This is a genomic window from Dyadobacter beijingensis DSM 21582 (assembly GCF_000382205.1).
Taxonomy (GTDB): domain Bacteria; phylum Bacteroidota; class Bacteroidia; order Cytophagales; family Spirosomataceae; genus Dyadobacter; species Dyadobacter beijingensis.
On record NZ_KB907787.1, the window covers coordinates 1 to 24,753 of the forward strand.

General features: G+C 52.0%; 24 protein-coding genes. 11 read left to right on the forward strand and 13 right to left on the reverse strand.

The features are described from left to right. Nucleotides 1-1,919 (reverse strand): hypothetical protein (locus H144_RS0107080; protein WP_033402504.1); only part of this gene is annotated, 1,919 nt, incomplete at its 3' end. A gap of 290 nt (nucleotides 1,920-2,209) precedes the next feature. Between H144_RS0107080 and H144_RS0107085 the strand changes: the two genes are divergently transcribed. The 3 genes from H144_RS0107085 to H144_RS0107095 all read left to right on the forward strand — a co-directional run bounded on the left by H144_RS0107085 (nucleotide 2,210) and on the right by H144_RS0107095 (nucleotide 5,744). Then, entirely contained in the window at nucleotides 2,210-2,881 is a 672-nt protein-coding gene (locus H144_RS0107085; protein ID WP_019941355.1) for a succinate dehydrogenase cytochrome b subunit, read from the forward strand. A 46-nt stretch (nucleotides 2,882-2,927) separates the two neighbouring features. Further along, entirely contained in the window at nucleotides 2,928-4,916 is a 1,989-nt protein-coding gene (locus tag H144_RS0107090; protein WP_019941356.1) for a fumarate reductase/succinate dehydrogenase flavoprotein subunit, read from the forward strand. Nucleotides 4,917-4,991: 75 nt separating this feature from the next. After that, the gene (locus H144_RS0107095) at nucleotides 4,992-5,744 is read left to right on the forward strand and encodes a succinate dehydrogenase/fumarate reductase iron-sulfur subunit (RefSeq protein WP_211220688.1); all 753 of its coding nucleotides are present in this window, start codon (nucleotides 4,992-4,994) and stop codon (nucleotides 5,742-5,744) included. A 135-nt stretch (nucleotides 5,745-5,879) separates the two neighbouring features. On the opposite strand, the gene H144_RS0107100 is transcribed toward H144_RS0107095, so the two are convergent. The 4 genes from H144_RS0107100 to H144_RS0107115 all read right to left on the reverse strand — a co-directional run bounded on the left by H144_RS0107100 (nucleotide 5,880) and on the right by H144_RS0107115 (nucleotide 10,202). After that, nucleotides 5,880-6,506: an OmpH/Skp family outer membrane protein gene (locus tag H144_RS0107100; protein ID WP_019941358.1), complete on the reverse strand. Its 627-nt coding sequence runs from the start codon at nucleotides 6,504-6,506 to the stop codon at nucleotides 5,880-5,882. A gap of 97 nt (nucleotides 6,507-6,603) precedes the next feature. Then, nucleotides 6,604-6,969, reverse strand: coding sequence for a hypothetical protein (locus H144_RS0107105; RefSeq protein WP_019941359.1), 366 nt, complete (start codon nucleotides 6,967-6,969; stop codon nucleotides 6,604-6,606). Between the two features lie 11 nt (nucleotides 6,970-6,980). After that, entirely contained in the window at nucleotides 6,981-9,434 is a 2,454-nt protein-coding gene (locus H144_RS0107110) for a penicillin acylase family protein (protein ID WP_019941360.1), read from the reverse strand. A 36-nt stretch (nucleotides 9,435-9,470) separates the two neighbouring features. Next, entirely contained in the window at nucleotides 9,471-10,202 is a 732-nt protein-coding gene (locus tag H144_RS0107115) for a copper homeostasis protein CutC (RefSeq protein ID WP_019941361.1), read from the reverse strand. Between the two features lie 535 nt (nucleotides 10,203-10,737). On the opposite strand from H144_RS0107115, the gene H144_RS0107120 reads away from it, so the two are divergent. Continuing rightward, complete coding sequence (locus H144_RS0107120) at nucleotides 10,738-10,959, forward strand: DUF2795 domain-containing protein (RefSeq protein ID WP_013927448.1); 222 nt, start codon at nucleotides 10,738-10,740, stop codon at nucleotides 10,957-10,959. A gap of 189 nt (nucleotides 10,960-11,148) precedes the next feature. Continuing rightward, nucleotides 11,149-11,802, forward strand: a complete 654-nt coding sequence (locus H144_RS0107125) for an AlbA family DNA-binding domain-containing protein (protein ID WP_084599927.1) — start codon at nucleotides 11,149-11,151, stop codon at nucleotides 11,800-11,802. 6 nt (nucleotides 11,803-11,808) lie between these two features. Here the strand turns inward: H144_RS0107125 and crcB are convergent, their stop codons facing one another. From crcB to H144_RS0107140, 3 genes are all read right to left on the reverse strand, one after another. Next, a complete protein-coding gene (gene crcB, locus H144_RS0107130; protein ID WP_019941363.1) occupies nucleotides 11,809-12,192 on the reverse strand; it encodes a fluoride efflux transporter CrcB in 384 nt (127 codons plus the stop codon). Nucleotides 12,193-12,219: 27 nt separating this feature from the next. After that, a complete protein-coding gene (locus H144_RS0107135; RefSeq protein ID WP_019941364.1) occupies nucleotides 12,220-12,579 on the reverse strand; it encodes a DUF3127 domain-containing protein in 360 nt (119 codons plus the stop codon). Between the two features lie 79 nt (nucleotides 12,580-12,658). Beyond that, the gene (locus H144_RS0107140) at nucleotides 12,659-13,804 is read right to left on the reverse strand and encodes a cystathionine gamma-synthase (protein ID WP_019941365.1); all 1,146 of its coding nucleotides are present in this window, start codon (nucleotides 13,802-13,804) and stop codon (nucleotides 12,659-12,661) included. A gap of 100 nt (nucleotides 13,805-13,904) precedes the next feature. Between H144_RS0107140 and H144_RS0107145 the strand changes: the two genes are divergently transcribed. The 5 genes from H144_RS0107145 (at nucleotide 13,905) to H144_RS0107165 (ending at nucleotide 18,725) form a co-directional block, all read left to right on the forward strand. After that, a complete protein-coding gene (locus tag H144_RS0107145) occupies nucleotides 13,905-14,591 on the forward strand; it encodes a TVP38/TMEM64 family protein (protein ID WP_026350485.1) in 687 nt (228 codons plus the stop codon). Nucleotides 14,592-14,717: 126 nt separating this feature from the next. Further along, on the forward strand, nucleotides 14,718-16,301 hold the full coding sequence (locus tag H144_RS0107150) for a sodium:solute symporter family protein (RefSeq protein ID WP_019941367.1): 1,584 nt from the start codon (nucleotides 14,718-14,720) through the stop codon (nucleotides 16,299-16,301). A 62-nt stretch (nucleotides 16,302-16,363) separates the two neighbouring features. Then, a complete protein-coding gene (locus H144_RS0107155; protein ID WP_019941368.1) occupies nucleotides 16,364-17,344 on the forward strand; it encodes a dihydrodipicolinate synthase family protein in 981 nt (326 codons plus the stop codon). Between the two features lie 31 nt (nucleotides 17,345-17,375). Continuing rightward, nucleotides 17,376-17,699 carry an RNA polymerase sigma factor gene (locus H144_RS0107160; RefSeq protein WP_019941369.1) on the forward strand — a complete coding sequence of 108 codons (324 nt, stop codon included), beginning with the start codon at nucleotides 17,376-17,378 and terminating at the stop codon, nucleotides 17,697-17,699. A 150-nt stretch (nucleotides 17,700-17,849) separates the two neighbouring features. Next, complete coding sequence (locus tag H144_RS0107165) at nucleotides 17,850-18,725, forward strand: AraC family transcriptional regulator (protein WP_019941370.1); 876 nt, start codon at nucleotides 17,850-17,852, stop codon at nucleotides 18,723-18,725. On the opposite strand, the gene H144_RS0107170 is transcribed toward H144_RS0107165, so the two are convergent. The 5 genes from H144_RS0107170 to H144_RS0107190 form a co-directional block, all read right to left on the reverse strand. Then, nucleotides 18,726-19,160, reverse strand: a complete 435-nt coding sequence (locus H144_RS0107170) for a DoxX family protein (RefSeq protein WP_019941371.1) — start codon at nucleotides 19,158-19,160, stop codon at nucleotides 18,726-18,728. A 97-nt stretch (nucleotides 19,161-19,257) separates the two neighbouring features. Continuing rightward, nucleotides 19,258-20,553, reverse strand: a complete 1,296-nt coding sequence (locus H144_RS0107175) for an MFS transporter (protein WP_019941372.1) — start codon at nucleotides 20,551-20,553, stop codon at nucleotides 19,258-19,260. A gap of 24 nt (nucleotides 20,554-20,577) precedes the next feature. Further along, nucleotides 20,578-21,360, reverse strand: coding sequence for an alpha/beta fold hydrolase (locus H144_RS0107180; protein WP_019941373.1), 783 nt, complete (start codon nucleotides 21,358-21,360; stop codon nucleotides 20,578-20,580). Between the two features lie 93 nt (nucleotides 21,361-21,453). Next, nucleotides 21,454-22,528 (reverse strand): peptide chain release factor 2 gene (gene prfB, locus H144_RS0107185; RefSeq protein WP_157504581.1). Its coding sequence is split into 2 segments (ribosomal slippage): nucleotides 21,454-22,467 and nucleotides 22,469-22,528, totalling 1,074 coding nucleotides; the frame shifts between segments, so codons are not numbered across the junction. 141 nt (nucleotides 22,529-22,669) lie between these two features. After that, nucleotides 22,670-23,032, reverse strand: a complete 363-nt coding sequence (locus H144_RS0107190) for a four helix bundle protein (RefSeq protein WP_157504583.1) — start codon at nucleotides 23,030-23,032, stop codon at nucleotides 22,670-22,672. 241 nt (nucleotides 23,033-23,273) lie between these two features. Here H144_RS0107190 and lpdA point away from each other — a divergent pair, with 241 nt between their 5' ends. Further along, nucleotides 23,274-24,671 (forward strand): dihydrolipoyl dehydrogenase, encoded by a 1,398-nt coding sequence (lpdA, locus tag H144_RS0107195; protein ID WP_026350486.1) that lies wholly within the window; start codon nucleotides 23,274-23,276, stop codon nucleotides 24,669-24,671. Nucleotides 24,672-24,753: the final 82 nt, after the last annotated feature.

The window sequence follows — 24,753 nt, forward strand, 5'->3', positions numbered from 1 at the left end:
TGTTCGAGCCTGACGGAGCTGGCGGTTTCGGTTTCGTCGAACTTGGTCAGCTGGCCGTTTTGAGTGGTCCAGTATTCGAGTTTATAGTTGTAAGCGTTGGCCTCGGTGTTCAATGCGCGGTCTACGAAGATGGTGTCGACCGTTCCTGGCGTAAGGCTGGCGTTGATGGTGGCTACCTGGGTAAATGTCGGGCCGTTCTGGCCGATTGCGCGGTAGAGGCGGTACTGTGCAGGCGATCCGGCAGAAGCGGCAGGCCGGGTCCATTTAAAGGTGATGACACCGCGGGTAGTGCTGGTCGAGTCTACCGTCACGTTGGTGATGACCGGCATTACCATCGGCAGGTTCAGACAGAACTCCGCCGAAACCAGGCTTTCTGCACCGCCTGTCAGGTAACCGGGGTCCGACGGGTTGGCGCCGGGCCTCGGGAAGATCACCACCAGCCGGTAAGAGTAGGAAACGCCTGCACGGAGGCCCTCGCCGGCATTGTTATCCAAAAATGTAGTCTGGTTGACATCCACCCGGCCGATCTGCTCGTAACCCGAGCCGGCCGGAATGCCCGTCGTGCAAACCGGATCGGGCAGGTCGGTGCATTTTTCGGCGCGGTAAATGACGATTTTGGCTCCGGGGATCTGGCATTTGTAAGGGTCCCACGTAAGCCGGTACGCAACGCCCGCCGGGTCGGCAGCCGCTAAGCCCCGCAGCCCGGTCGCCCTGGGGGCGTATACCCGGATGTTCAGCGTCGTCATATCGGCCAGTTTCTGGAACAGCGACGGGTTAGGATAGCCCGGTGGCGGGCCGTCTTCTACCTTGAAAAGCACATTGTAGGGCTCGGGCCGGATGTGGTCGCAGGAAGTTTGCCATGTGAATGTGCCCGTAACGCGGCTTTGCGCACCCTGGTTTGCTACGGTGAACCGCGCTAATTCGGGTTTGATCAGTGTCGCGTCGTATACGCCGCTCGCGGAGGTCAGCGTCAGTTTGTTGCCGTTTTTGTCCGTCGCGACCACTGTCTGGTTGATCAGCGTGCCGGCTTCTACGCAGAGATCGGGCAGGGGTGGGATTACCGGCCGGTCGTTTTTGGCATCTTCGACGATGATCTGCATATCGCGGACTATCTGCCCGATGAGCACGCCGTCGCGCCATTCTTCCACGACGAACGCGACATTATAATAGCCCTTCGTCATCGGCGCGTCCCAGGTGAGGTCACCGGTGACGGGGTTCAGTCCGAATGTGGCAGGCGAAGCGCCCGTTTCGGTTTGGCCGGGCGGCGTTACCCTGTTCGGGTCCTGGTATTCGAGGTTGAGGCCGGTACCATTCGGCCCGATCCGCTGCGGTACAAACATGCGGTAGGCCAGACTGTCACCATCCGCGTCGAATGCGGCCGGGTTGTGAATGTACCGCTGGCCCACCGCCGCGACGTCGATCGGCGCATTCCGCAGCACCGGCGTGCGGTTCAGCCCGAATGCCGCATTGATTTCCAGCACGGTATTGACGAAAAAGTTCAGGCTGCTGGTAGGTTTCGGGCCGATATTCAGCACGCTTTGATTGCGCGCGTCCTCTTCCACGGAAATGCGGTATGCGCCCACGGAAGTGAAGGTGTAGGTGGCGATGTACACATTTTGCGTTGTGCTGTTGCCTATATCCACGATGGGCGGGATGCGCGGCGCTTCTATCCGCACGGGCGTACCCGTCCCTTCGGCATTGTTGATGATGAAAACGACGGATGTCTGCCGGTCCGCCGCCTCTTTTCCCGTGGCCATATCGAAATAGCCGGTCAGTTTGAGTTCGTAGGTAGGGGTGTTGAGCGCAAGCCGGCGGGCGGTGATTTCCCCGGCCCTGAAATGGGTTGCGAATGCGCTGCTGAATGACAATGCCATCACGAAGATCATGATCAGGCTCCGGGAAGATAGAGGTATACGCATGGGTAGGTTCGTTGGTCATCCAGTTATGTAACAATTCAACGAAACTCCTGTAAGAAAATGTGTCCTTAACGGTTACAAAATAAGTTGAGGTCGACAGCTGAGCCCTTCGCCCTGAGCGTCTTGCTTTTATTAAGCCTAATCAGTCTAAATATTTCTTCATAATGATTATAAATAAACAGGGCGGCTGGCAAAAATGAAAGCGTTTTTTTGTCTCGCATAGGTTTGTGATATACCTTTGAAAGGTTCTAAATATACCTCAATTTTTTGCACTAAAACCATTCGTTTTTGTTATGTCGTGGTTTTCACAAACGTTAACGAGCTCTATCGGGAAAAAACTTTTGATGGCTCTTACCGGACTATTTTTGATTAGCTTTCTGGTGATTCATGCCACCATCAATGCCATGATTTTTTACAATGATGGCGGAGAGACATTTTCCCATTGGGGGCACTTCATGGGTACCAACCCGATTATACGTACGCTTGAAATCGGCCTCGTAGCGGGCTTTCTGATCCATATTATCGATGGTTTGATGCTCTGGAAAAGTAACCGCGATGCCCGTCCGGTGAAATACGCCGTCAACAACGCCGCTGCAAACAGCACCTGGTACTCCCGTAGCATGGGTTTGCTCGGAACATTGCTTTTGATCTTCCTGGTGATCCACACGTCGCATTTCTGGATTCCCAACCGTTCCAACCAGTTCGCGACAGGCGAGGAATTGAACCTGTATCAAATGATGCTCGATATCTTCCAGAACCCGATCGTCGTGCTGATTTACGTGCTCGGCTGTGTGTCGCTCTTCTGGCATTTGCTGCACGGCTTCAAAAGCGCATTCCAGTCGCTGGGGCTTAACCACGTGAAGTACAACGGAGCGATTTCATTTGTAGGAACTGCATTCTCGATTATCGTGCCGATCCTCTTCGCGCTGATGCCGATTTCGATTTATCTGGGCTGGGTGAAGTAATCCCGGCAAGTTTCATTTTCAAATTTCTGATTAAATAATATTTGATATGGCAACGTCATCTCGTCTGGATGCCAAAATACCACAAGGACCGCTTGAAACTAAATGGAGCAAATACCGCTCCTCAGTACCACTTGTAAACCCTGCCAACAAACGTAACCTGGAAGTGATCGTCGTTGGAACCGGCCTCGCGGGTGCTTCGGCAGCTGCTACACTGGCCGAGCTCGGTTACAAAGTGAAAGCGTTCTGTTTTCAGGATTCTCCCCGCCGCGCACACTCCATCGCCGCGCAGGGAGGGATCAATGCCGCAAAGAACTACCAGAACGACGGTGACTCGGTTTACCGTCTTTTTTATGATACCATTAAAGGAGGTGACTACCGCGCGCGTGAAGCGAACGTACACCGCCTGGCCGAAGTTTCGGGTAACATTATCGACCAATGCGTAGCCGCAGGCGTGCCTTTCGCGCGCGAGTACGGCGGACTGCTGTCCAACCGCTCGTTCGGTGGGACGCAGGTGCAGCGTACCTTCTACGCAGCCGGCCAGACGGGCCAGCAGCTCCTGCTCGGGGCCTATTCAGGCTTGCAGCGCCAGGTAGGGATGGGTACCGTTAAAATGTACAACCGCCACGAGATGCTCGACGTCGTGAATATCGATGGCAAATGCCGCGGTATCATCGCACGTAACCTCATTACCGGCGAGATCGAAAGACACGGAGGTCACGCGGTACTGCTTTGTACAGGTGGTTACGGAAACGTGTTCTACCTTTCGACCAATGCGATGGGCAGCAACGTTACCGCCGCATGGAAAGCCCACAAACGCGGTGCATTCTTCGGTAACCCTTGTTTTACCCAAATTCACCCGACTTGTATCCCCGTATCAGGCGAGCACCAGTCGAAACTCACCCTGATGTCGGAATCGTTGCGTAACGACGGCCGTATCTGGGTTCCCAAGAAAAAAGACGACAACCGCCCGGGTAACGAAATCCCCGAAGACGAGCGCGATTACTACCTCGAACGCCGTTACCCTGCCTTCGGTAACCTCGTACCGCGTGACATCGCGTCGCGTGCGGCGAAAGAGCGTTGCGATGCCGGTTACGGTGTCGGAACTTCCAAACTGGCAGTTTACCTCGATTTCGCTGCGGCGGTAGAGCGTTACGGACGCGGCGAAGCCAACAAGAACAATATCCACAATGCATCCGATGCCGACATTATTACATGGGGTAAGGCAGTTGTGAAAGAAAAATATGGTAACCTTTTCGATATGTATAAGCAGATCACGGGTGAGGACCCGTACGAAGTGCCTATGCGTATCTATCCTGCGGTGCACTACACCATGGGCGGTCTTTGGGTGGATTATAACCTGATGACCACCGTACCGGGCTTGTACTCGCTGGGCGAAGCCAACTTCTCCGACCACGGCGCCAACCGCCTCGGTGCTTCGGCGCTGATGCAGGGCCTGGCCGACGGTTATTTTGTAATTCCCTACACGATTGGTAACTACCTCGCGAGCGAAATCCGCACCGGAAAAATCTCGACAGACCACGAAGCATTCGTGAAAGCGGAAGCGGAAGTAAAAGAGCGCATCGACACATTACTTCGCATTCAGGGCAAAACCTCTCCTGAGCTTTTCCACCGCCGTCTGGGCAAGATCATGTGGGACAAATGCGGTATGGCGCGTAATGCGGAGGGCTTGAAACAGGCAATCGAAGAGATCCGTCAGCTGAGAAGAGATTTCTGGTCGGACGTGAAGGTAATGGGTACGGCATCGTACTTCAACCCCGAACTCGACAAGGCGAACCGCGTGGCCGACTTCATCGAACTCGGCGAGCTGATGTGTATCGATGCACTCGACCGTAACGAATCCTGCGGCGGCCACTTCCGCGAAGAGTACCAGACGGAAGAGGGCGAAGCACTGCGCGACGACGAAAATTACATGTACGTATCGGCCTGGGAACACAAAGGCCCGGAAAACTGGGAGCTTCACAAGGAAGAGCTCGTATACGAAAACATTAAGATCGCGCAACGCAGCTATAAATAAAACCTCCGGTGGCACGGATTTATGCCACGCTTAAAAGTTGTATCAGAAATAAAGAATATAGGTATGGAAGGAAATATGAGGTTGTCTCTGAAAGTTTGGAGACAAAGCGATAAAGACGCCGCGGGAGGTTTCGAGGACTACAAGCTGGACCACGTTTCCCCCGACATGTCATTTCTTGAAATGTTCGATGTACTCAATGAGCAGCTCATCGAAGAAGGAAAAGAGCCGGTTGCATTCGATCACGACTGCCGCGAAGGTATTTGCGGGATGTGTTCGATGTATATCAATGGCCGTCCGCACGGACCGTTGCGCGGGGTAACTACCTGCCAGCTGCATATGCGCTCGTTCAAAGACGGCGATACCATCGTGGTAGAGCCCTGGAGAGCACAGGCATTTCCGGTGATTAAAGACCTCGTTGTAGACCGCGACGCATTCGACCGCGTGATCTCCGCAGGTGGTTTCGTATCTGTAAATACCGGTAACGCACAGGATGCCAATGCATTGCCCATCGCCAAAGAAGCAGCCGACGACGCATTTGCGGCAGCGGCATGTATCGGATGCGGCGCTTGCGTAGCAGCTTGTAAAAATGCTTCTGCGATGCTTTTCGTATCAGCCAAAATCTCCCAGCTGGCATTGTTGCCACAGGGACAGGCAGAACGCAGCATCCGCGCCGAGAAAATGGTCGCTCAAATGGACGCAGAAGGCTTCGGCGCCTGCACCAACACCGGTGCCTGCTCGGCAGAATGCCCTAAGGAAATCAGCCTCGAAAACATCGCCCGCATGAACCGCGAATACATCGGCGCGAAGTTCTCGTCTTCGGCGGTTTAAGGATATATTAAATGCCAATGCAGGGCAGCCGGTTTTCCGGCTGCCCTGTTTTTGTTTTTTGCGCGGGTATAGAAAAATAATAGCAGATGATCGTGCGACCATCTGCTATTGTCTTAAATGGATATTTCAGAAATACTACTTCTTCTTGGTAGTATCAGCCGGTGCGGCTGCTTTGCCTGAGTTTTTATATTCTTTGTTCAGGCCGTCGATGATCTTTTGCGTAACATCCAAAGATGGGTTTGCGAAGAGGATACCGCCGCCCAGCGAGTAGCCGAGTACATATTCGTAACCGTTTTCCTTGTTGTATTTATCGATGTAAGAGCGGATGTTTTTGTAGAGCTCTTCGTTCTTTTTAGCCTCTTCCTGGCCGAGCGCCTGAGCCGACTGATCGCGGTAGGCCATCAGGTCCTGCTGCTTTTTCATGAGCTGCGCCTCGGTTGAGCGGGCTTGCTCAGGGGTCATCGTCTGAGCGCGTTGCTGGAAAAATGCCACTTCATTTTGGAGCGAGCGTCCTTTGGTAGTTAACTCGTTTTCAAGCTGGAAATTCTTGTTTTCAAGCTCTTTTCTTGTGTCTTTGAAGAAATCGTAGTTTTTCAAAAGCGAATCCACCTGAACGTAAACAGTACGGCGGCCTGCCACTACTGCGCCATCTGCGGCTGCACCTGAATCTGACGACGATTTGCTTGAAAAATGAAGGAAGAATAACACCGCCACCGCAAGCGAAAGGACGACGTTCCAGATCAATGAAGTATTATTGTTCACGTTTTTAAGGTTTATTGTTTTTTTGAACGAGCCGCAAAGATAATGATTTGTGTTTAAGTACAATGAATAAGTGGGGCCTGAGCGCCGGTCGCATGCATCATGACGTGCGGGCGGACAGCGGTATAGGGTTCCTGCGAAAGATTTGCCGCACCCAATAGCCCGAAAGCCCCGAAAAACCGCCAACAAGCCCGCTTATCATGGCTGTTACCAGCAGCAGCAACAGGCCGCTGGGCAGCATGAAAATCTTCGCGACGCGGTCGGATAATGCGCCGTCGGAAATGAAGTGCTGGTAGTAGCCATAAATCAGCCAGGGTACGGCAATGCCGCCGAAGCCCGTCCAGAAAGCGCCCGGGGAGGTGGCCGGCCGCCATAGAAGGATCACGAACGGCACGATGGCGATCACCCACCAGGGCGTGAAAATTTGCAGTATGGCCGACAGGATCGCGACGATGAGGAAGTTCATAAAAATCGTGGTTAACGTTTTTGTAATACAAGGCTCGACGCCATATGCGGCACCTTCTGGTCGGGCGATGACAGGAATATCAGCTCATTGAGCTCGCCTTTCTCCCACTTTTTGAGCAGATTGAGGTAGTAAGGGCTCCCCGGATTGCCCGATTGCCCGCCAGGATAAATGCCGTAAGCCCGCGGCGTCGGCCCGAGCTCCACCACCATCCGCCAAGAAGGGCCTTTGCGTTTGGTCATCGCATTGACGATGCTGCTCCCTCCGCCGGTCACCAGCGGCGGTGCATTGAATGGCTTGATGCTCCTGCTCAAATGCCGTATTTCCGCCGCCTTTACCTTCGACCATTGCCATTCCGGGCTCATGGCGCCTTTGCGGGCAGTGAGCGTGTCGAGGGCCGCATTGAAAGTGGTATAAGCGAGGTCCGGCAGCGTTTCTTTTTCAGGTGTATTCACATTGTCGAACCACTTTTCGTTGGGTTGCTTCAATATCAGGTATAATGTCCGGTCGCGGGACGGATACTCCATCGGCGCTTCCGGCGAGGCGAAGTCGTCGTTCCAGATAGCCTGGCCGAGCAGCGGAAACCAGGTTTCGAATATGGAAGCAGCCACCGATTCGGGGGTATTCTGGTAATTCCAGTTCGAAAGAAGAATGCGTGCGGCTTTTTGCTTCGGAGTAAGGGGCCTTTTTTCCAGAATGCCCAGCAATTTGGGCAGTAGCGTCCGTCCGAGCACGCTGAAATTATCGTTTTGCAGCATACGCAGGCTGTCGGCGTTGGCATTGGTCATCGCTTGCAGCCGTTCGTTAATGCGAATGCCGCGTTCGGAAGGCGCGAAACTCCAATTGATATAATAAGGATAAGTTGTATCGGCCGACGACTGGTTGGCGCTGCTCACAAAGCCTCTCGGCGGGTTTTTGACAAACGGATTCTGCTCCGCGGGAATCCAGCCATGCCAATCGTCCGCGGATGTAGAGCCGTCGAGCAGGAACTTCCCTTGTTCTTTATATTTCAATGGAAGCTTGCCGTTGACGGTCAGGGCGATGTTCTTTTCATTATCCGCAAAGACAAAATTCTGAGCCGGTCCCACGTAATGCGTCAGCGCTTTACGGTAATCGGCGAAGTTTCGGGATTTGTTCAGCTCATAGAACGTCATGAAACTGTTGCCCGGCTCATGCCCGATCCATTTGATCGCCAGGTTAGGCAAATCACCGAACGAGCCGTCCGTATCCGTTACCGGGCCGTGGTGCGTGTAAATAACCTGTTCATGATAAGGCTTTTGCCCTTTTATGTGAATCACCTCTTCGCGTTTGTGGGTCGGCTTCCATTGGTCGTCGTGCCAGTAGAAATTGCGGTATTCGTTTTTGAATTTGATTTTGTATAAATCAAAAACATCGGCGTCCACGTTGGTAACGCCCCAGGCTACCTGCTGGTTGAAACCGATGATCACGCTCGGCACGCCGGGCAGCGACACGCCGTATACATTCATATCCGGCGAATGCAGCTGGACCTGGTACCAGATCGACGGCAGCGACAATTCCAGGTGGGGGTCGTTGGCGAGGATAGGGTAGCCGGTCACCGACTTTTCGGCGCCCACCGCCCAATTGTTACTGCCAATGCCTTCCTCTTTGGGCGTCCGTTCGGGCAGCGATAGTGCCGACCGCCGGGACAATGCATTGCTATCGCCGGGGATCATCGGCGGAATAACACGTGGAATGGGCAGTTTCGGGAAATCCCAGGCTGTACCGGAGGGGATAATCGGGCTTTCCTGCAACATCGGGTAGTCGGGGAAGAGCTTTGCGATCGTTTCGCGGCCGTATTTTTTCAATGCATTGGTCATAGCCAGCTCGTTGGACCGTCCCGCTAGCGTGAGCGTCATCTGTTCGAGCATGTACATGGTGTTGATCGGCTTCCAGGGCTCAGGCTTGTAGCCCAGCAGCTTGAATTCGATCGGGTAATCCTTCGGCGCGAGCTGGCGGATGAATGCATTCACGCCCGCCGTGTAGCCCAGCAACGCTTCCCGCGTCTTCGGATCGGTCATCGCGAATTTCAAGTTGGCTTCGGCGCCGTAGCCCATGCCCAGCCGACGGCTCTGCTGGTCCATCGCCAATGTGGCCGGGCCGAGGATCTCGGAAAGCCTGCCAGCCGCGGCGCGGGTTTGCAGGTCCATTTGCCAGAGGCGGTCTTTGGCCGTAATGTAGCCCTGCGCGTAAAAAAGGTCGAAGTCGTTTTTGGCAAAAATATGCGGCACGCCATAGTCGTCGAAGCGAATGGTGATTTCCTCGCGCAGGCTGTCGAGCTGTAAGGTAACCCGCGTTTTCGGGTCGATCACCTGCTCGCTGTTCTGCCACAGGCCGCAATATGGGCTCAGGAACGGCCCCATCGCGGGCGCAGGCCCCCAGGGCTTGTCCAGCACGTAGACGAGCCCTGCGGTAATGGCGATGCACAAAATTGCCTTTAAGAACTTCATAGAGAGGATGTTGATGGATGCGTTATAAATGGCGGGCTATTCGGAAACGGCCTGAACCATGGCTTCGATCAGTTCGAGATCAGCATACATGACTGATTTTTCGTCGGGAATCTCGCCGGCCATTGAAATGCCGTCGGGGAAAAACTTCTGGCGTGCGGGGCGGAACTTCTTGGCGGTCAAGTGCAATGAATGCACGCCCGCCGCTTTTAACTCGGCGGCGTTCTGGTGGTTGACGCCCCCGCCGGCCATGATCTCGATTTTACTGTTGGCCGCCTGCGAAAGTCTGGCCAGCAAATCCGTAGCCTGAATAGCCGAAGGTTTCTGACCGGACGTCAGGATACGCTCCGCGCCGGTAGCGATCACATCGGCCAGCGCTTTCATGGGATCGGGCGTGAGGTCGAACGCGCGGTGGAATGTCACTTTCAACGGGGCCGCGTAATCCACCAATGCTTTGGTACGAGCTACATCCACCTGGCCTTCGGGCGTGAGGATGCCCAGGACGACGCCGTTGGCGCCCAGTTTTTTGGCCAGATCAATGTCTTTCCGCATGATTTCTTCTTCAAAAAAATCATACACAAAATCACCGCCCCGTGGCCGGATCATCACATAAACGGGTATATCGACGTGTTTTCTAACGATTTCAATCAGTCCCGCGCTGGGGGTGGTACCACCTTCCCCGAGGCCGCCGCATAGTTCAATCCTGCCCGCCCCGCCGGCTTGTGCATTGATACACGATTCCAGCGAATAAGCGCAAATTTCAATAGTCATAATCTGGTATTTGTAATGAAGAGGGAAATTAAGGGTTTTTCGGGGAGAGGGGAAATGTCGCGGTTACAAACTTTGTAATTCAAAAGAAAATTACCAATCTTCCGAAGCCGGCACACACAAGCAGTATGATCGGATTACCGATATCAGGCATATGTGAATGGTCTGAAAACGCCGGAACGAATCAGGAGTGAGCTGCGGCCAATACGCTCGGAGGCCACTTACCGGGAGTATTTAGGAATTATCGACGGGCTAGTGGATTGTGCAGAGGAATACTAAAGAGGAGGAGCTTCTGGAACTGGTTTCTATCTTAGTCGAAAACTATGAAGCGCAGCATAAGGGGTTAGGAGTTTCTGTGGAAACTTTATTGGCGGTTTGAGTTTTAATTATTTGATTTTCAATTAATTAAATTAAAAAAGAAAATATATTTTGTAACCTGACAATTATTTTTCTTTTTTTTCGCTTTAAGCTTTTAAAAGATAGCAAATTTTTTACTTTTGCAGAAAAGTGAAGTAACCATTTAATAGGCGAAAATATTATGTACTGGACTCTCGAACTCGCATCGTACCTTGAAGATGCTCCCTGGCCAGCTACCAAAGACGAGCTAATTGACTTTGCAATCAGAACAGGCGCTCCGTTAGAAGTAGTTGAAAACCTTCAGGAGCTTGAAGATGATGGTCAGCCTTATGAAAGCATTGAGGAGATTTGGCCCGACTATCCCACCAAAGACGATTTCTTTTTCAATGAAGATGAATATTAAATGAAAACGGCACTCTATCGGTGCCGTTTTTTTTGTGATAAATGGTCCGCTTTTTTCACGTAACTCGATCCCCATAATTTTTTAAATCTGACAAAAGGAATGTAAATTGTTAGCGTTAACTAATGAGGAGGACGAGGTAAGTTACCGAAAGTGATTTGTCATAACTCACAATTTATCCATTCCAACCCGATGGAGCTTCGATTGTTGAAAGAGCTGGTTAAGAAAGGTGAAGGGGAGCATCTGGAATTCAAACTGAAATCCAACCATCCCGAGAAAATCGTCCGCGAAGTGGTTGCCTTCGCAAATTCAGGCGGCGGCAAGCTGCTCGTCGGGGTAGGTGACGATAAGACGATCAAAGGCCTCAAAGATGCGGAGGAGGACGAATTTGCCCTCACGCGTGCCATCGACAAGTACATTTATCCCAAAATCAGCTTCAAACGTGAGCGCGTAGCCATCACGCCCGACCGTGACGTGCTCGTGCTGACGATCCCGCGGAGCATCGACAAGCCGCATTATGTGGTGGACGATACCGGCGCGCGCCAGGCGTACATCCGCGTGGAAGACAAATCCATCCAGGCCAGCCGCGAAATGAAGGAAATTATGCGACGCGGCCGCGGTGAGCACGATATCAGGTTTCAATATGGTGAAAAGGAAGAAAAGCTGATGAAGCTCCTCGACGAAAAGGAGTCGGTGACGGTGGATTTATTCGCCACGGTGGCCGGTATTCCCCGCAAAATTGCTTCCAATACATTGGTAGTGATGGTACTGGCCCGGATACTCGAAGTGCATCCGCACGAGATGATCGACAAGTTTACGATGTCGATGGCTTATCAGTCGAATTGACCTGAGTTATATTGCCAGAAAGGTTTTTCCCAGCCATATTCCCAAAAATGTAGCTGCGAAGCATGCTATGATGCTTACCAGAATGTTGGTACCGGCTTCGAACCAGTGATCGTGTAGGAAAAGCTGGATGGTTTCATTGCTGAAACTTGAAAACGTACTGAACCCGCCGCAGAAGCCGACCACTACAAAAAGTCGTGAGGCGGCGACGAGGTCTGTGGATTTGAATGTGGCCCATCCGCCGAACACGCCAAGTATCAGACAGGCCAAAATATTGGCCGTCAATGTCCCGAAAGGGAAAACTGACGGCCATTGCGAAAATACTTTTCCTATTCCGTAACGCGCCAGGCTGCCTAATCCTCCACCTACAAAAACGATGATCAGGTTATTCATGGAAGCTGGCTGTCGGTTTCAAACAGTTTAGAAAGGCAGGTCGTCCGACTCGTCTTCAGTGAAAGTGGTTACGGGGGGCAGTGGTGCGCCTCCGGCATTGTGCCCTGCGTTGCCGCCGCTTGCTCCGGCTTTCTCAACTTTCCAGGCGCGCACTTCGGTGTACCAACGGGAGTTGTACTCGCGGCTTTCCACATCAATGGAAGCGGTTACCGAATCGTTCACTTGCAGATTAGCCTGATCGATCTTATCACCCCAAAGCGAAATACATACTTTTTTAGGGTACTGTGAGGGGATTTCAAGAATGAACTCCTGTTTGCGCCACATCCCGTTTTTTCCCTGGCCTGTGACCTCAGGCAGCAAAGCAATGACTGTTCCTGATACTTCCATTGATTAAATATGTTTTAGTGTCTGGTTCAAAAATGGTTTCAAAAATAAGGCTTTTGGGTGTCGATTGCAAAGCGGAATGCTAATCCGTACCGATGGCCTGGTCGAGATCGGCGATCAGGTCCGCCACGTCTTCGATGCCTACGCTGAGGCGTATCAGCGTGTCTTTCAGCCCGATTTTCAGTCGTTCCTCGCGCGGCATGCCCCCGTGCGACATGCTCGCGGGATGTGTGCAAAGCGATTCCACGCCGCCCAACGATTCGCCGAGTGCGAAAATTTGCAGGTTTTCCATCGTACGCACGGCTTTTTCATAGCTGTCGTCTTGTAGTTCGAAAGACACCACGCCACCGAAGCCGCGCATTTGTTTCGCTGCGAGTGCGTGGCCGGGGTGATCGGGCAGGCCGGGGTAATACACTTTTCCTACTTTGGGATGCGCATTGAGCCACGTGGCCACCTGAACGGCATTTTCGCAATGACGCTGCATGCGGATGTGGAGCGTTTTGATTCCCCGTAATACCAGAAAGCAATCCTGCGGGCCTGGTACCGCACCGCTCGCATTCTGAATGAATTTCAACCGGCCCGCGAGGTCGTCGTCGCTGGTGACCAATGCGCCCATCACCGTGTCGGAATGGCCGCCAAGGTATTTTGTCACCGAATGCATCACGATATCCGCGCCAAGGTCTAGCGGGTTTTGCAGGTAGGGGGAAGCGAAGGTGTTGTCGACGCAGGTTAATACATTTCTTTCGCGGCAAACGCAGGTAATGCTTTCAATATCGATGATTTTCAGCAGCGGGTTGGTCGGTGTTTCGAGCCAGACCAGGCGTGTTTTGTCCGTTATTAACTGCGCTATGTTATCAGTTTCATCAATATCGATGAACCTGAATACCAGTCCCAGCGGCTCGAAAATGCGTTTCATGAGGCGGTACGTACCGCCGTAGATGTCACTAGGTGCGATGATTTCGTCGCCGGGATGGAAAAGTTTCAGGACCGCGTCCGTGGCGGCGAGGCCGGAGGCGTAGGCGAGGCCGTGTTTGCCGTTTTCCAATGCGGCCAGTGCGGTTTGCAAGGCGGTGCGCGTCGGGTTGCTGCTGCGGGCATATTCATAGCCTTTGTGCTTGCCGGGGCTTTCCTGTACGTAGGTGGAAGTCTGGTAAATCGGCGTCATAATGGCGCCGGTACCCGGGTCCGGTTCGATGCCGGCATGTATGGCTTTGGTGGCGAATTTCATTTTTTTGGTGGTGGCAAATATTAATGCAGAAAAGCAAGTTCACAAAAACCTTTTGTCAAAACAACTGGTTATTCAAATAGGAAAGTAAACCGGATTAGCCTTGGAAACGTCTACACCAAAAAGATTCTCACTTCCGGTCGTCGTAAGCATATTAATGACGATCGTACCATTGGTGACGACCTCTATCCTGACGGCCTGGGCGATCAATCAAGAGAAAGTCCTTCGCGAGCTTCCTATCGAATGGTGGCTCGGCGTTACGTTCATCCTCACGCTGGCGTCCGCTTCCGCGCTCACGCCGCCTACATTTCTTGCATTGGTTTACGGGTATTTCCTCGGCTGGGCGTCGGTGCCGATGCTTTTTGCTTTGAACATCGGCGCGATCGCCATTATATATGTATCGGCGCATTTCCTGCATGCGGCTTCCGTGCGGAATTACCTCATTCAGGTGTATCCGCAGGTGGGCACATTGCTGAGAAGGTTTTATAAGAATGAGTTGCGGCTGATCTTCTTCGCGAAACTGTCGCCCGTGCTGCCGTTCGCCATTACAAATTTGTTTTTCGCGATGGCCGGCGCGCGGTTCAAGCAGGTGCTGACGGGCGGAACGTTGGGTATGATCCCGCGCACGTTGCTGGCCGTCTGGGCGGGTAAGGAGGCGCAGGATATCCGTTACCTGCTCGAACACCCGAATGAAGGATTAGCTACCAAAATTGTGCTGATCGCCCTGATCGTCGTTTCAACCGTGGGGATCGGTTATTTCTTCAAAGACAAGAGTATGGTAGAATCATGAGCGCGATACAAGGCTATCTGCCGGTTGCTTTGGTAATATCGTACAATAATAAGCTACAAAACGCCACAAAACCATCAACTTCATCCTGTTTCTTTGTGGTAAAGTTATAATTACCCGAAAAGTAGAATGAAATCCTTACCTTTCATTGATCTCCTCATCGTGATCGCCTATCTGGCGGGAATGGTTGCCGTAGGGGTTTACTTTTCGAGAAAGAATACCAATGCCGAACAGTTTACCAAAGCCTCGGGCCGCATTCCCGGCTGGGCCATCGGCATTTCCATCTACGCAACGTTTTTGAGCAGCAATACTTTCCTCGGCGTGCCGGGCAAGGCATTCGGCAGCAACTGGAGTTCTTTCGTTTTCAGCCTGTCGATGCCGTTCGCGGCGTGGGTTGCCACAAAGTTTTTCATACCATTTTACAGAAGTACTGGCGAGGTTTCGGCCTACACGCACCTCGAACACCGTTTCGGGCCGTGGGCGCGCACTTATGCCGTGATCTGTTTCCTGCTCACGCAGCTCGCACGCATGGGCTCGATCTTCTTCGGCATTGCATTGAGCTTGCAGGCGCTGACCGGCTACCCGATGTCTACGATCATGGTGGTGGTGGGCATTTGCATTGTGCTGTACACGGTGATGGGCGGCATGGAGGCGGTGATCTGGACGGAAGTAGTACAGGGCGTGATCAAGACGATCGGTGCGCTCGTGATCCTTTACCTCGTCGTGACCGGGGTTTCCGGCGGTATGCCGAGCATTATCGACATTGGTAAGGCCAATGACAAATTCAGTCTCGGAACGCTGGCACCGGATTTTACGCAAGCATCGTTTTGGGTGATCCTGCTTTACGGGTTTTTTATGAACCTGAACAATTTCGGGATGGATCAGAACTACGTACAGCGCTACCATACCACGTCGTCTGTCAAAGAAGCGGCGAGCTCCGTATGGCTTTGCGTGTACCTGTACGTGCCCGTCTCGCTGATATTCTTTTTGCTCGGAACCTGCCTTTTTGCCTATTACCAGGGTAACCCGGAGCTGCTGCAAACCATTAAAATGCAGGTAGCAGCCGAAAAGCTGCCGGGCGCAACGTCGGAGGCGATTACCAACCTGGCGGCAACGCTCACCCCGGCCGATTATGGCGACAAGGTCATGCCGCATTTCATGGTAACGAAGGTGCCTGTGGGCCTGCTGGGGCTCATTATCGCGGCCATTATGTCGGCGGCGATGAGTACGATCAGCTCGGGGATGAACGCTTCTGCTACCGTTTTTTCCGTCGATATTTATCAGAAATATGTTAAACCAGACCTGACTGCGAAGCAATCGCTTCGGCTGCTTTACATCGCTACCACAGTTTTCGGGCTGCTCGGGATGGTTACCGGCATTGCGATGATCGGCGTAAAAAGTGTGCTGGACGTCTGGTGGATGCTTTCCGGGATTTTCGCAGGCGGTATGCTGGGCCTTTTTCTGCTGGGCATTATTTCAAAAAGCACGCGGAATGCCGAGGCGCTTACCGCTACGCTGATCGGGATCGTCGTTATCGTATGGATGACTTTTTCGACGCAACTGCCTGACAATTATTCATTTTTGCGCAACCCGCTGCACCAGAACATGATCATGGTGGTGGGTACCCTGACGATCTTTCTGGCTGGCGTTCTCCTTACCAGGCTGAAACGCCGGGAACCCGTAGAAAAAGAGGTGCTTTTGCACAGTAAGTAATATTCCGGCCCGGTCCGGGCCCTTGTGGGACTTTTTCAAATACATATCATAACACCAACACGATGTCATCTGTAACGTCTTCTGCCACGTCGTTGCCGCAAGGCTACATTCCGGTCATGCTCACCCCTTTTCTGGATTCCGGGGAAGTGGATTTCGAGGGTCTGAAAGCGTTGACGGAGCTGTACCTGGAAGCGGGTGCGGCCGGGCTCTTTGCCAACTGCCTTTCGAGCGAAATGTACGAACTGTCGGAAGAAGAACGGCTTGCCGTGACCCGGACGGTGGTGGAACAGGCTGCCGGCCGCGTGCCCGTGGTCGCTACCGGGACGTTCGGAGGGCCGGTAGCGGAGCAGGCGCAATTCGTGAAACGTATATATAATACCGGTGTGCAGGCGGTGATTGTAATTAGCGGGTTGCTGGCTGACGAGGACGAAACGGACGAAACATTTATCCAACGGTCGAAGGAGCTGATCAGCCTGACAGGCGATATTCCTCTCGGGTTTTATGAGTGTCCGGTACCTTACAAGCGGCTGATCAACAGCGATGTACTGGCGCAACTGATCCCATCTAACCGCGTCGTTTATCACAAAGACACCTGTCTGGACCTCGACGAGGTCATCCGGCGGATCAAGGTCGGCGAGGGTTACCGCTTCGGGTTGTACGATGCTTACATGGTGAATGCCGTAGCATCGCTCCGGGCGGGTGCGGCTGGACTTTCGTGCATTCAGGGGAACATTTACCCTGAACTGATCGTGTGGATTTGCGAAAACTACAACAATGCCGACCGCCAGGAAGATGTGCGGACGTTGCAGCAATTCTTTATTGATTCGATGGACATTGTACATTCGGCTTATCCGACGATCGCGAAATATTGTCTGCAAAAACGCGGCTTCCCGATCTCGATGTACACACGGCGCGATGTGGGCGAGCTGACCCCGGATTTGCAGCGGCGTGCGGATTTGCTGCTGGAAGAAATGGACCGCCTGCAAGCCGAGCTCGGCATTGCGAGCGTGTTCCGGAAAGCGCTCGAAGCGCCATTGAAATAACCCATCGGACCTAACCCTAATATTTAGCGCTATGACTTTTCCTAATCAACAAATTCTGGATCGGGTAACCCAGGGGGATGAAGCGGCATTTATACAACTCCGTTCATATTTTCATTTGCCTGCATTCAAATTCTGTTCGGTGCTTTTGAAAGACGAAGCGGAAGCCGAGCACGTGATCGACTCCGTTTTCAACAAGATCTGGAACGAGCGGCTGGATCTGGGTACGGAAGGGAATTTCCAGGCTTACCTGTTCAGTAGCCTGAAAGACCAGATTTTCGGGGAAATGAAAAAATACAACGATCCGGTCGCTCGCAAGCAGTATATGGACCGGATTCATTCATTCCGCGCAAGTTAACGGGCGGTGATGCTATTGGTAATATTAGTATTACACTATTAAATAGTATTTTTTTATAATCCTGTGGATTGAACAGGATGGATTATTAAAAAATTTTCTTTTAAATTGAGCAATGGCAGCCCACTAAACCCCTGCCAATGTTGAATTGAAATGAAACCGCATTTTCATAAAGTCCCCATTCCGTCAAGGACTTCGTTTAGTATCCGCCATGACAAGGATTCCGGCTTCGGAACGGTGTGGCACTACCATCCGGAGCTTGAACTGCATTATCTGGTTAAAGGAAAGGGGGTACGGTTCATTGGTGATAATATCAGCAACTTTTCTGACGGCGAGCTGATCCTGCTCGGCGAAAATCTGCCGCATACCTGGCGCGTGGAAGAAGGCGCGAGCAATACTTCCGTGGAAGTAGTGATTATCCACTTTTTACCTCATTGCCTGGGAAGCGAGCTGCTGTTGCTGCCCGAAGCCTATCAAATCCCGAAATTATACGAGCGCGCTAAAAGAGGGTTATTAATCCAGGGGGAAGCGAAGGAAAAGGTGATCCGCCTGATGCACGCGGCCGTAGATGCGGAAAACCTCGACCGGCTCATTGCATTACTATCCATTCTTAAAATCCTCGCGGAGACGAGCGAGTACGAGACGATCGCTTCGGCGCATGCATTCTACAAATCCAACGACGCGGAGACGCTGCGGTTGAATAAAATTTACGCCTACACGCTTTCCAACTACCGCAACGACATTTCGCTGCACGATGTGGCTTCGATTGCCAACCTGGGCATTACGTCGTTTTGCCGGTATTTTAAATTGATGACCAAAAAGACCTACAACGACTTCCTGGTGGAGATACGGATCAGTCAGGCGTGCCGGTTCCTGATCGAGGATAAAATGGCGACGGAGGTAATTTGTTTCGAGTGCGGTTTTAACAATGTTTCCAACTTCTACCGGCATTTCAAGAAGGTTACCGACATGACGCCACTGGAATATAAGCGGAAATACCTTTATAAAGCCGCACCCGAAATGGCCTGATCAGTTGTTGTGGTTTTTCATCCACTCGTCCATCGAGAAACGTCCGGAGCCGATTACGGCGAACGTCACGACCAGAATGAGCGTGATCATCGAAAGCCATAATTCGGAATTAAGGTAAGAAAAACCTGACCGGATATTGACGAAGAACACGGCTGTAAGCAGGATCGGAATCTGAATAACGGATGCGATACGGGTCAGACAGCCCATTGCAATGAGAAAACCACCGAAAATGTGCGCAAAAGCGACGTAGTGAACGGCTGTGACGGTGTACAGATGAAAGTCCAGGCCGGTTACCAGATGAGACAACTTGGTAGTATCGCTGATGAAGCTGATACCCTTGGCAAACAAAAAAACGCCCAAAGCAATACGAACTATGTCCATCCATGCCGGATGATGCGTATCGCCCCAATGCTCGATTCGATCCATCATGTTCATAACTTTCAATGTTTTGGTTTCAAGAAAGTTAACGCTTTAAATGGACTGTGTCAAGAGTAAATATTTTTTTTCCGGGAAGCCTTTTCAGGTCAAAAAATCAATGCTTTTCGATCAGCGAAGTGTGCTTGGTATCCTTCATTTTCACATACACGACCAAAGAAATGAAGATGCAGACCGTCACGTACCAATAGTACCAGCTCTCGTGCCCCAGATTTTTGGCCCATAACGCCAGGTACTCGGCTGTGCCGCCGAACACCGCCACGGCAATGGAGTAGGGCAGCCCCACGCCCAAAGCGCGCACTTCCACCGGGAAGAGTTCGGCTTTTACGACCGCATTGATGGACGTATAGCCGCTCACGATAATCAATGCGGCCATCAGCAATGCGAAAGCGGGCCACATGCCAGTGGTGTGGCTGAGGGTGGTAAGCAGCGGGTACGTAAAAAGGGTTCCTGACACGCCGAAGCCGATCAGCAATGGACGGCGGCCAATGCGGTCGCTGAGAGCGCCGAAAGCCGGTTGCAGCGCTGCAAATATAAACAGCGAGCAGAATGTCAGCAGGGTAGACTGGTCTTTGGTAAGCCCGACCGTGTTCACGAGGAACTTCTGCATGTAGGTGGTGTAGGTGTAAAACGCCAGCGTACCGCCCGAAGTAAGGCCTATGACGACCAGAACGGCGCGTGGATGTTTCAGGAGCTCTTTCAACGAACCTTCCTTTTTCACTTTCAGGTCTTTGGATTGGAATGCTTCCGTTTCATTAAGGTGCGCGCGGAGGTACAATGCTACCAGCGACAGCAATGCGCCAATCACAAACGGAATGCGCCAGCCCCAGTCGTGCATTTGCTGATCTGTGAGGAAGAGTTTTTGTAAAATCAGTTGTAAACCCAATGCGATGAGCTGTCCGCCGATGAGCGTCACATATTGAAAGCTGGAAAAGAAACCGCGCTTGTCCTCGGTCGCTACTTCGCTGAGGTAGGTAGCCGAAGTGCCGTATTCGCCGCCTACGCTCAATCCTTGCAGCAGGCGTGCGACGAGCAAAAGAACGGGAGCCATGATGCCGATGCTTTTGTAGCCGGGCAGGAATGCGATGAGCAGCGATCCGAGCGACATCAGCAGGACAGAAATCGTCATCGCGACCTTGCGACCACGGTTGTCGGCCAGTTTTCCGAACACAAAACCGCCGATCGGCCGCATCAGAAAGCCTACGGCGAAAATGCCTGCCGTGTTGATCAGCTGCACCGTCGGGTTCGAATGGGGGAAAAATGTATTGGCAAAATAAAGAGAGAATGCAGAATACGCATACCAGTCGTACCACTCGACGAGGTTACCTGCCGAGCCTCCGATAATGGCTTTGAGGCGCCAGCCGGTGTCGTGTTGGTGTAAAGTTTGCTCCATAAATCGGGATTAGGTTTTCCCAATTTACTTAAATAAAGTGCAAATCCATGCGGCCGCATGTTCTACCAGGCGGGTATGGCCGCTTTTTAGTTCAATGTATTGATTTGGGGGAAGGAGTTCGGCCAGCTTTCCTACGGCTTTGGGTTTGAGCAAGCTATCATATACCCCGGCGAAGAGGTACACCTTGACCTCATGCGCATGCACCGTTTTGACCAATGCCGGAATGTCAAATTTCAAATGCCGGAATGCGACCCAGGAACGATAGGTCGTCTGCCGTTTTTCAGGCGTATTCAGCACCTGCTGCGTGAACCGGACGAGACTTTTGCTTGCCAGTTTCAGCGTTCGCGCTACATGCACGCCGGGGAAAAATACGCCCGGATGCCGCATGAGCCAGCCGTAAACCCACCGCGCCGGCGGAATGCGCGTGGCAAGCGTGTACATAGGATGCTCCGAAACGCCGTCGGGCGCGATTAGAAATGCGTAATCGATATTTTCGGGAAACGCTTCCAGCGTAGCCAACGCAAAGCGCCCACCGATGCTGAACCCCGCGATGTCGAAGCGGATAATGCTATTTGTATTCAGGAAATGCTGAATGCGCTGTCTCCATTCGGCTTTTGAAATGACTTCAAACGGCGAATGGCTGTTCTGCCCGTGAAACGGCAGGTCGAATGCGTAAATGGTATAATGCGTCCCGAGCGATTTAAGCGCAGGCGCGAAACACGAAGCGCCATCTTGCCCTATCCCGTGGAAAGCGAGGAGGATGCGCGGGCCGGAGCCGAGTTTCGTGTATGGGAGTGGGGGTGTCAAAAGCTACATGCGGATTACGTTTAAAACAAAACAAAAAGACCTCCAAACGCCCTGCTACATCGAAACAGCTTGTTTGAGAGGTCTTTTGGTATTTTACGCTTCCATCAAATACGCCTTGATGAACGCATTAATATCACCGTTGAGTACCGCTTCCGTGTTTGAAGTCTGGTAGTCGGTGCGATGGTCTTTCACGCGGCGGTCGTCGAGGACGTAGCTGCGGATCTGCGAGCCCCATTCGATTTTGCGTTTTGAAGCTTCCACTTCGGCGCGGGCCGAGTTACGCTTTTCGAGCTCGATCTGGTAAAGGCGCGATTTCAGCAATCGGATCGCTACCTCTTTGTTCATCAGCTGCGAACGTTCCTGCTGGCAGGCGATGATAATGCCCGAAGGCTTGTGGTGCAAACGTACGGCGGTTTCTACCTTGTTTACGTTCTGTCCACCGGCACCGCCCGAGCGGTAAGTGTCCCAGGTAATGTCTGCCAGGTTCACCTCGATTTCGATATTGTCGTCCGCGAGCGGGTACACATACACGGAGGTGAATGACGTATGGCGGCGCGCATTCGAGTCGAACGGGGAAATGCGGACCAGGCGGTGTACGCCGTTCTCCGATTTCAGGTTACCATAGGCATATTCACCGTCGATTTCGAGGGTCACGGATTTGACTCCGGCCACATCGCCATCCTGCAAATCCACCTGGCGTACCTTGTAACCATTCTTTTCCGCCCACATAATGTACATCCGCATGAGCATCGAAGCCCAGTCCTGCGATTCGGTACCGCCTGCTCCCGCATTGATCTCGATCACGGCCGGCAGTTCGTCGCCTTCCTCGCCCATCATTTTCCTGAATTCGATTTCATCCAGTTTGTCGGCGAGTTTTTTGCCTTCTTCGTCTACCTCTTCTTCGGTAGCCTCGTCGGCTTCGTAGAATTCCCAGATCGTATCGAGGTCGTCGCGCAGGCGGGCGAGCTCTTCGTATCCGTTGGTCCAGAATTTCAATCCCCGGATCTCCTTCATGACTTTCTCCGCGCGGGTGGAGTCATTCCAGAATTCGGGCTGAACAGTCTGCTGTTCGAGTTGTCCTAGCTGTTGTTTCCGGTTAGCGTAGTCAAAGATACCTCCCCAAAGCCTCTACACGGGCTTTCAAGTCTTTCAATTGCTCTGCAGTCATTGAATTTTTTGAATTTAAGTTTGAAAAATAATGCTTCGCTGTCAGGTTTGGGCAGGGGTGGTCAGGTATGGTCATGAGTTGTCATTAGTAGTCATGAATTGTCAGATGAGGTCATTTGTTGTGACCGTCCCTTGTCTTGAATCACCGCAAGCCGCTGCCTATTGTTTTGATGTAGTTGTTAAGTTTAACAGATAACAACTCACAAAGTTGGTTCAATTCTGTGAATTTTTCCTTAGAAATGAGATTCCTGTTCAATGCTTTGGTAAGCCAGGTTACCGTTTCCTTTAAAGAACCCCTGGAATAGTAGCAGAAGTTCAGATTCTCTTTGTAATGATATCTTCCAAAACCCTCGGCAATATTGGCGGCAATCGAGTCGGCGGAGCGGATCAGTTGTTTGCCAAATGCATCTTTCACAAAATAGCTCCGGTCATCTACAATTCGCCATATTTCGTCGCCAATCCGCATTGCCAGCTGGTATACTTGTAGTTCTTCGAGTTTCATCATGCAGGCCATTTGTTACCACATTGATACGACCAGATCTCCTTTTGGTAACAACTTGTAGAATAGCCACATCAACTCCACAACAAATGACCTCTTGACTACACCTGACCATTTCTGACCACACTGGACAAATTCCTGACTACACCTGACTATACCGAATCGTACCTGACCAATTTCTGGCGATAATTGTTACCTTTGCGTCAAAATTTTGTCAACCCATTTCGTACAATAAAAATACCGGAAAATGGCTCAAACATATGATGTGATTGTAATTGGTAGCGGCCCCGGGGGTTATCCCGCAGCCATTCGTGCTTCCCAATTAGGACTTAAAGTTGCGATTGTTGAAAAAGAAAGTTTAGGAGGAATTTGCCTTAACTGGGGCTGTATTCCTACCAAAGCACTGTTGAAAAGTGCCCAGGTTTTTGAATACATCAAGCATTCCAAAGATTACGGTATTAATGTAAGCGAATCTTCGGCAGACTTCGGCGCGGTGATCAAACGCAGCCGCGGCGTGGCCGATACCATGAGCAAAGGGGTGTCGTTCCTGATGAAAAAGAACAAGATCGACGTCATCATGGGTGCCGGCAAGGTGAAAGGCCAGAAAACGGTTGAAGTAACTGATAAGGACGGCAAAAAGACGGATTATACCGCTTCGAAAGGGGTAATCATCGCTACCGGCGCACGCGCTCGCGAGTTGCCGAACATCAAGCTGGACGGCCAGAAAATTATCGAATACCGCAAGGCGATGAGCCTTGAAAAACAGCCTGCTTCCCTGCTCGTGATCGGCTCCGGCGCGATCGGTATGGAGTTTGCCTATGTCTATAACTCAATGGGAACCAAAGTTACCGTGGTGGAATTCCTGCCTAACCTGGTTCCGGTTGAAGACGAAGAGATTTCAAAAGAGATCGCGAAGCAATACAAGAAGATCGGTATCGAAACTTTGGTCAACTCTTCCGTTGAGAAAGTGGATACAAGCGGCAAAGGCTGCAAAGTGACTGTGAAAACGCCGGATGGCGAAAAGACTTTCGAGGTTGATGTAGTGCTTTCGGCAGCGGGTATCGTTGCTAACATCGAAAACATCGGTCTGGAAGAAACAGGTATCAAAACCGAAAAAGGCAAGATCGTCGTTAACGAATGGTACGAAACCAGCGTTCCCGGCTTCTATGCCATCGGTGACTGTACGCCTGGCCAGGCATTGGCGCACGTAGCGACTGCCGAAGGGATCATTTGCGCCGAAAAAATCGCAGGTCACAAAACCGAAGCGTTGGACTACGGCAACATCCCGGGATGTACTTATTGCCAGCCTGAAATCGCGTCGGTAGGTCTGACCGAGAAAAAAGCGAAAGAAGCCGGTTACGAAATCAAAGTAGGTAAATTCCCATTCAAAGCTTCCGGTAAGGCGGTAGGAGCGGGCGTTACCGACGGTTTCGTGAAAGTGATCTTCGACGCGAAATACGGCGAATTCCTCGGTGCCCACATGATCGGCGCCAATGTAACCGAAATGATCGCCGAGGTAGTGGTAGCCCGCAAGCTGGAAACTACTTCCCACGAGATCATGCGTGCGATCCACCCGCACCCAACCATGTCGGAAGCCTTGAAAGGCGCTACCGAAGCGGCGTACGGTGAGGCGATTGATTTGTAAGAATGGCCGCCGACGGCCGACCGCCGATTGCGCGGGGTTGCTGGTTGAACGTCACTATATTGCATGCACAATGCCCGGGAGT

What these genes read in the sequence shown, in the direction of transcription:
- H144_RS0107140 (WP_019941365.1), bottom strand. Translation starts at nt 13,804, where the DNA reads ATGAAATTCGCCACCAAAGCCATACATGCCGGCATCGAACCGGACCCG.
- H144_RS0107155 (WP_019941368.1), top strand. Translation starts at nt 16,364, where the DNA reads ATGTCATCTGTAACGTCTTCTGCCACGTCGTTGCCGCAAGGCTACATT.
- H144_RS0107085 (WP_019941355.1), top strand. Translation starts at nt 2,210, where the DNA reads ATGTCGTGGTTTTCACAAACGTTAACGAGCTCTATCGGGAAAAAACTT.
- H144_RS0107135 (WP_019941364.1), bottom strand. Translation starts at nt 12,579, where the DNA reads ATGGAAGTATCAGGAACAGTCATTGCTTTGCTGCCTGAGGTCACAGGC.
- lpdA (WP_026350486.1), top strand. Translation starts at nt 23,274, where the DNA reads ATGGCTCAAACATATGATGTGATTGTAATTGGTAGCGGCCCCGGGGGT.
- H144_RS0107120 (WP_013927448.1), top strand. Translation starts at nt 10,738, where the DNA reads ATGTACTGGACTCTCGAACTCGCATCGTACCTTGAAGATGCTCCCTGG.
- H144_RS0107190 (WP_157504583.1), bottom strand. Translation starts at nt 23,032, where the DNA reads ATGATGAAACTCGAAGAACTACAAGTATACCAGCTGGCAATGCGGATT.
- H144_RS0107095 (WP_211220688.1), top strand. Translation starts at nt 4,992, where the DNA reads ATGAGGTTGTCTCTGAAAGTTTGGAGACAAAGCGATAAAGACGCCGCG.
- H144_RS0107160 (WP_019941369.1), top strand. Translation starts at nt 17,376, where the DNA reads ATGACTTTTCCTAATCAACAAATTCTGGATCGGGTAACCCAGGGGGAT.
- H144_RS0107150 (WP_019941367.1), top strand. Translation starts at nt 14,718, where the DNA reads ATGAAATCCTTACCTTTCATTGATCTCCTCATCGTGATCGCCTATCTG.
- H144_RS0107115 (WP_019941361.1), bottom strand. Translation starts at nt 10,202, where the DNA reads ATGACTATTGAAATTTGCGCTTATTCGCTGGAATCGTGTATCAATGCA.
- crcB (WP_019941363.1), bottom strand. Translation starts at nt 12,192, where the DNA reads ATGAATAACCTGATCATCGTTTTTGTAGGTGGAGGATTAGGCAGCCTG.
- H144_RS0107110 (WP_019941360.1), bottom strand. Translation starts at nt 9,434, where the DNA reads ATGAAGTTCTTAAAGGCAATTTTGTGCATCGCCATTACCGCAGGGCTC.
- H144_RS0107090 (WP_019941356.1), top strand. Translation starts at nt 2,928, where the DNA reads ATGGCAACGTCATCTCGTCTGGATGCCAAAATACCACAAGGACCGCTT.
- H144_RS0107105 (WP_019941359.1), bottom strand. Translation starts at nt 6,969, where the DNA reads ATGAACTTCCTCATCGTCGCGATCCTGTCGGCCATACTGCAAATTTTC.
- H144_RS0107170 (WP_019941371.1), bottom strand. Translation starts at nt 19,160, where the DNA reads ATGAACATGATGGATCGAATCGAGCATTGGGGCGATACGCATCATCCG.
- H144_RS0107175 (WP_019941372.1), bottom strand. Translation starts at nt 20,553, where the DNA reads ATGGAGCAAACTTTACACCAACACGACACCGGCTGGCGCCTCAAAGCC.
- H144_RS0107125 (WP_084599927.1), top strand. Translation starts at nt 11,149, where the DNA reads ATGGAGCTTCGATTGTTGAAAGAGCTGGTTAAGAAAGGTGAAGGGGAG.
- H144_RS0107165 (WP_019941370.1), top strand. Translation starts at nt 17,850, where the DNA reads ATGAAACCGCATTTTCATAAAGTCCCCATTCCGTCAAGGACTTCGTTT.